This window comes from Thiomicrorhabdus sp. (genome assembly GCF_041583835.1).
In the GTDB taxonomy this organism is placed as follows: domain Bacteria; phylum Pseudomonadota; class Gammaproteobacteria; order Thiomicrospirales; family Thiomicrospiraceae; genus Thiomicrorhabdus.
This window is the reverse complement of sequence record NZ_JBFHFC010000040.1, coordinates 1-6,203: the sequence shown is the minus strand read 5'-3', so window position 1 is coordinate 6,203 and position 6,203 is coordinate 1. Positions and strand designations below refer to the sequence as shown.

The 6,203-nt window shown below is 41.6% G+C and carries 4 protein-coding genes and 1 tRNA gene; 2 read left to right on the top strand and 3 right to left on the bottom strand.

The annotated features are described in order from the left end of the window. Positions 1-258: 258 nt before the first annotated feature. Together ABY044_RS12080 and ABY044_RS12075 are read right to left on the bottom strand one after the other, a co-directional pair. Entirely contained in the window at positions 259-1,293 is a 1,035-nt protein-coding gene (locus tag ABY044_RS12080; protein WP_373020991.1) for a hypothetical protein, read from the bottom strand. Between the two features lie 51 nt (positions 1,294-1,344). After that, the gene (locus ABY044_RS12075) at positions 1,345-3,591 is read right to left on the bottom strand and encodes a hypothetical protein (protein WP_373020990.1); all 2,247 of its coding nucleotides are present in this window, start codon (positions 3,589-3,591) and stop codon (positions 1,345-1,347) included. Positions 3,592-3,928: 337 nt separating this feature from the next. Between ABY044_RS12075 and ABY044_RS12070 the strand changes: the two genes are divergently transcribed. Further along, positions 3,929-4,004: transfer RNA gene (locus tag ABY044_RS12070), tRNA-Asn, on the top strand. 53 nt (positions 4,005-4,057) lie between these two features. On the opposite strand, the gene ABY044_RS12065 is transcribed toward ABY044_RS12070, so the two are convergent. Next, a complete protein-coding gene (locus tag ABY044_RS12065) occupies positions 4,058-5,092 on the bottom strand; it encodes a tyrosine-type recombinase/integrase (RefSeq protein ID WP_373020988.1) in 1,035 nt (344 codons plus the stop codon). A 351-nt stretch (positions 5,093-5,443) separates the two neighbouring features. Here ABY044_RS12065 and ABY044_RS12060 point away from each other — a divergent pair. After that, positions 5,444-6,203 (top strand): hypothetical protein (locus tag ABY044_RS12060; RefSeq protein WP_373020986.1); only part of this gene is annotated, 760 nt, incomplete at its 3' end.

Below are 6,203 nucleotides of genomic sequence, written 5' to 3'. Positions count from 1 at the left end.
CACTCGGTCGTACCAATCTTTTGCTTTTCATAGATTAAATCCTAATCAAAAATCGATTTACCCCTATATTTTCAATCTATCTATATCTACATATCAACCAAATAGACTCCCATTAACTCATACGTTAATTAAACATCATCCCACAGCACTTGCCCTTCACTTTTATACTTTTACCAACCCTATAAACAAAAAAACCCCGCCAAAATGACGAGGTTTAATGAACTTCAAAACCGCCTAAACGGTTTAAATGCCGGTCAATTAGATTGTACCACCAGATACAGAAGAAACATCCGTAGTAGTAGAAGTCGCACCTGAAATAACAGTATCATCAGGAATAGCTGTATCATCAACAATACCAGCTGTAATAACCAATGTATACGTAGCATCTACGGTTGATAAATCCAGATTAAGATCCAACGCATCTTCAGCATCAGACTGAGCCGTTGCCAACTCATCCAGAGTTGTTACTGCATCATAGGTCGTGACAATAGTAGCAATTGTATTTTCTAGATCCGCAACCAAATCACTCTTATCTGGGTTAGTCGCAGTATCATCACCAGTCAAAGTTTGAGTTGCCGTGTCTACTGTATTTTGGATAACTGTTCCCATTGCAGATGCAACATCAGTCAAATCAACTGAACCAGGATTCGCTGCTTCTTTAGCCGCTAATTCAGTAGCTAAAGCTGAGAAAACAGTTTTCGTAATTCCGTTAGAAATCGCTACATCGATATTATTGACATCATTACCCGTCTGCAAATATAGCATCTGTGAAATCGCAGAAACGATAGCAGTGACTGTAACGGTTGCTTGAGCCAAATCAATATTTTGGGTAGGGTCGCCGCTTAAATCAGTCACGCCATCCAACAATGTTCCAAATACAGCTTTAACACCATCAGCACCCAACTCTTCAACCAATGTCGTCATCGGTGTTACGAAATCCGAACCAGCCGCTGCTGACATTTGACCATAAAAAGTACTACCTGTCGCAGTATCAGTTGCTCCGGCTTCCGCACGACACACGATTGGGTAATCACCCACATCTGTAGGACCGGTAATTTCAAATAACCCCGTACTGCTAGTAAGCGCTGCTGCTGCAACATCGACAGTTGAATCGAAATCACCGTTAGCATCCGTATCCGCATAACAGAACATACCACTTAGGTAACCGTCAACCGCCTGGCCATCGATCGTTGCTGTAGTAGGCAAAATCGAATCACTCGATGAACTGCTTGAGAAACACCCTGACAAGCCCAAAGATGTCAAAATTGCCACTGAAATTAAACTTTTCTTCATTTCATCTTCCTTAACTTAATTAGTATTGAATTTATCTGCTAAATTTTAAGCCTATTTTAACCACTTTTTTATTAGTGATTTCAACTGTTTTTTTGTATTTTCCACATAAATAGGCGTTAATTTTCCGGAATCCATCACCGCATCATGAGGTTCGTACGGTTGAGCCGTATAAAAACCAAAAGGTCTATAGCGTGGATCACCTATATTAATGTTATTTCCGGTACTGTTCGGATCATCAATAATGGTTTGAATTCCGTAGGCCCACTTACCTTCTCCACGCACGGTTGCCGGCCCTAGAGAAAGCGCTTTTCTCGGCGTCAACGGCACCGAGAAACTAACATATATTTTTTCATACCCCGAGTCTTCGCGAATCCAACTTGCCCTGAACTGAGAATCTCCAACATAGGATTTTAAAGTCAACTTCGTCGTTAAATCCTCGTTAACGTAAGTGCCTCGCTCGACATTTAGCGCCAAACCTTGCTCCGGCCAGAAATACTCATAACCGTTAAAACCGTAAAAATAATCGTCTTTATAATTTGCCGATCCCTTATCACTCCAATTATAGGATCCATAACCATATAATTGGTGACGACCGCCAAAGCCATAGTATCGCCACTCGTCAATCAACTGGTAAGTGTTCGCCCCCTCTTTCAAAGGATGGTGATAAGAAATCGTATTCACCAAACCTTTAAAAGGAACTAACGTCTGCTGAAGTACGGCCTGAATGTAATCTGACGGAATCGCATAATCATCAAAAAACCCACCGTCCTCATACTGCTTACTGTTTTGAATCAAATCCGTTCGATTAATACTGAAACGCCCACCTTTCCACAACTCGGCACTAACTTCCGTGTTCAGACCTAACGAATATTGATACACTCCGAGCTCCGAACCAATCGTATTCGAGATTACCGGTTTCACCTTAACCGAGAACCATTCCGTTCGCCCGGCCTCGACATCCCAACCCGTCTGCCTATTGGAAAACAATCCAATCTGCTCAAAGTGCGGTTCGTAATATTTAGAAACAACAGAGTTTTCACGCGGCTTATCCAGAGCCCAGCCAGGGCTTAATTGAACACTCAAGACCGGATTTTGTTCGCTCCAAACCTCAATATTCAAATTATGAATCCCATTTTGGTCTGCGTAGCCAGCTCCCAACGCGATGACTTGAGCCAATGCATCTTGCTCACTCCAATCAAACAAACGGTTTTGATATCGAATATACAAAGTGTCGCCATCTTGTTTTACAGCCACAAACTGGACACCGGAATCCTCAAGATCTTTAACCAAAGAGCGAGCCGAAGATAAATCCCCCTTAGACTGTGCCATATCAACAGTGGACTTCAACAAACCGGAATCAACGGATGAGGTTTTGTCTGCTTCCTGACTTAAACTTACGTCCCTCTTCAAACTGACTATAATCGGCTCTGTGATCACCTCATCCTCTGCGAAATCTTCAGGAAAAACCTTGTATTTTCGAGGCTCTGAATATTCAGGCGCATTGGCTTCTTCGCTAGATACCGGATCAACATCGCTACCGTCCGAAGATCCTGCCACCTCAGATGCTTTAGCTCCCAACGGAATCACTACCGACAGACCAAAAACCGAACCTTCATCCGGTGCATCACCTAACAAACTGGCCTGTGCATTAACATGAATCTTGCTTCCAAAAAGATCGGATACTCTATAACGAACCCCTGCTCGTTTATAAACCCCGTCATACTCGGCAAGTGCGGCAAAACCGTAGGGCAGATTAAGCTGAATACCGCCAAACAACCCGTCCAGATGATTCTGATTATCGGCCGCCGTTCCATCCTCCGGTTTCAAGGCATAACCCAAGCTGACGGAACCCAATTCATCTACAAACGTTCCCACTCCGTAATAGCGCCTGGAATTCACCGCCAGGCCAGCCAAGTCCTGTCCACCAAATGCAATCTTGAAACGCGGATCAAACACATCAAAACTGTACTTTGCATTACCGACTAAATCCCGTCGATAAAAATCGCCATATCGATCCGGATCGGCACCGGGACGGTGAGATTCATTCAAGCCAATCTGAACTTCAAGCCCTTTTAATACACCCGCCGTCATATAATAGTTTTCAGCCTCAAGACTGGATGGATAACCGGGGAATAAAAAATCATTCACACCGAACCCCAATGCACCATGCTCGACCACTTGTGCTGTCGGCACAATCAACAACCCCGTCGACCCTTTAAAGGTCATTCCGCTGTCTTGATAAATATCTGCCGCACTGACAAAAGGCGCGACTAAAAATGAAGAGGAAAATGTTGTCAACCCAACAAGCACCTTAGACTGGAAGCTTCTCACCCTAAAAACCCTTACAAAACCTAAAGAAAATAAAACCGCATTATAACGACTTAATAAATGACAAATCAGAAACTTAATCGACAAGCATTTGATTTAACGCATAAATACTTAGCCCACTTATAAAGTTCGAGACAAAATTAAAATAGAGTCACGGAAAAATACAAATCATTCCATCCTTACCCCTGCAACCACCCATCGATTTCACAAAAGCTTAAAAAAGTAAAAAAAATTAAAAGAAAGGGTTGCAGGGTAAAAATATTTCCCTATAATACGCACACATCAAGCGACGAGCTTGAACGACTAATCCCGATTAGTTCAGTTGGTAGAACACCGGACTGTTAATCCGTATGTCGCTGGTTCGAGTCCAGCATCGGGAGCCATATTCTAAAGCCAGGTATTTCATACACTTACAGTGTTTTGAAGCCTGGCTTTTTTATTTTCTAAAGTTGCCTAAAGTAGTGACTGTAGATAATTTTGTAGTTAGCCCGCTCTGGACGCGGTCTACATACTGTTGAAGGTGCTGATGCGTAAAATGAGCGTATCGCTTAACCATCTTATAATCAGACCATCCACCAAGCTCTTGAAGAATTTCTATCGGCGTTCCCCGTTGAACGTGCCATGTTGCCCAAGTATGCCGTAAGTCGTGGAATCGAAAGTTCTCCAATCCCGCCGCTTTAACCGCATTCTTAAACGCATAGGTGTTCGCCCTACGGACTCCTTTACCTTTGTACGTGAACACACGTTCCCTGTTCTTTCCGACCTGACGACGAATAATCTCCACAGCCATATCGGAAAGAGGAACTACAAACGCCTTATCACTTTTTAGAATATCGTCTCCTTCAATGAAAATAGCTCTTTGTGACAAATCTACCTGATCCCAACGGAGCAAAGTGATATTCGATTCACGTAAACCTGTTTCCAATGCGAAAGTGACCATATCCGCCAAATGCTCCGGCAAAAGACTGATTAGCCTCTCAGCCTCAGGCTCTGTAATCCAACGGACACGCTTTTTAGGTTCCTTCAAGAGTTTGATGTAGGGAGGGCTACATTTCACCTCCCATTCTTTGTGTGCTTTGTTGAGTACCGCTTTCAACTTTTGCAGATAACGATTAACCGTTGCATTGCTCACCCCATCTTCAAGTTTTTCCTGAATAATGGCATCCACATGCATCCGTCTAATCTCGTCCAGATACTTATCCCGAAAATACTTATCAAAATATCGGAACATTCTGATTTCGTTATATTGGTCTTTGTTCTGGGTTTCACGCATAAAACGCACAACAGCTTCCTGCCAAAGCAAACGTGGCCTTTCACCTAAATGCTGAACACGCCATAGGTCTGCTTTCAACAAATCCATGTACTCCTGTGCTTGTCTGCGATTTTCTGTTTTGGTTGAGCGCTGTACGATTTTGCCGTCAGGTGCAATGAACCTTGTCCACCACACATTATTGCGAAGGTATAGTGACATAAATGAATCCTCATTTGTGTCAACAACTTACACACACTTCACTCAAGTATTAAGGATATGTATTTACGATTGAATCCGCAAGGAATTGGAAGAGATTTGATAACAAACGAAGCCTTTTTTGCCCTTTTTAGGGGGTATTCTTAAAAGGCTATTCTATTTGGTTATGTATTTTGCAGGTGCTGTGTTACTAAGTGACGCACCGAAAAGATTGCACGTTCGCGAGATGCGTTTGAGCCTGTCGCTTATCGCGACAGTGCTGCAAACGATTCTGCTCACGCGCTAATTTGGAAAAGTTTACAATCCACAAAACAATCAATAGAATTACTCATCAACCAGCATTAAGAGCATTTTATGACTGACAACAAAAAACCAATTAATGACAAAAAAGAAGCAAAGGAAAGCCCTTGGACACATTTTAAAAACTTCTTTCTGAACTACTTTTGGTTCGGTTTAGTTTTAATTTTAGTAGGAATGTTAATTAGTGCAGAATCAACTAATAAATACTGCCAACTGCTATCACAACTATTGAATACTCTAGGGTTAGCAATGTTTGTTGCAGCTTTGTTTTCATTTTCCTTCGAAAGCGTTGCATTCCAACAAAAAATGCAATCTATTGTTGAAAAGATCGTCTTAGCAAGAGCTTTTTTAAATACTCTTTCAAGAGAAAAGAAAAAAGAGGCTCTACACAATATCCTCAAACCAACGGAAAGTGAAATTGAGAAATACTCTAACCTAGAAGACTTTTACAATACATACATTGAAGATGTCCTGAACGTTTCTCAAAAAAATGTAAGAAGCAATTACAACATCAGCCTTAAAGCAAAATACGATGCGACTCAAGATAGAGTCTTTACAGATGGAATATATTCTTACCGACTATATCCAAGTGAACACGGATATACAGATATACTAGTAGGCTTTCTAAAAGAGGATGAATTATCCTCGGTTGATGTATTCCTAAACCTTCCAAATGGAAAGCGAGAAAGCTTTCTTTACAAAGACATACAAAAAACATTTACAACTAATGAATTAATTAAACAAGCTAAAGTTGTTGTAAATGAAATTTGTAAGCCTTTCAGCCATGTAGATGTTGAATTGCGCGTAAAGGAGT

Excerpts from the sequence above, each read along its gene's own strand:
- ABY044_RS12080 (WP_373020991.1), bottom strand. The coding sequence starts at position 1,293 with ATGAAGAAAAGTTTAATTTCAGTGGCAATTTTGACATCTTTGGGCTTG.
- ABY044_RS12065 (WP_373020988.1), bottom strand. The coding sequence starts at position 5,092 with ATGTCACTATACCTTCGCAATAATGTGTGGTGGACAAGGTTCATTGCA.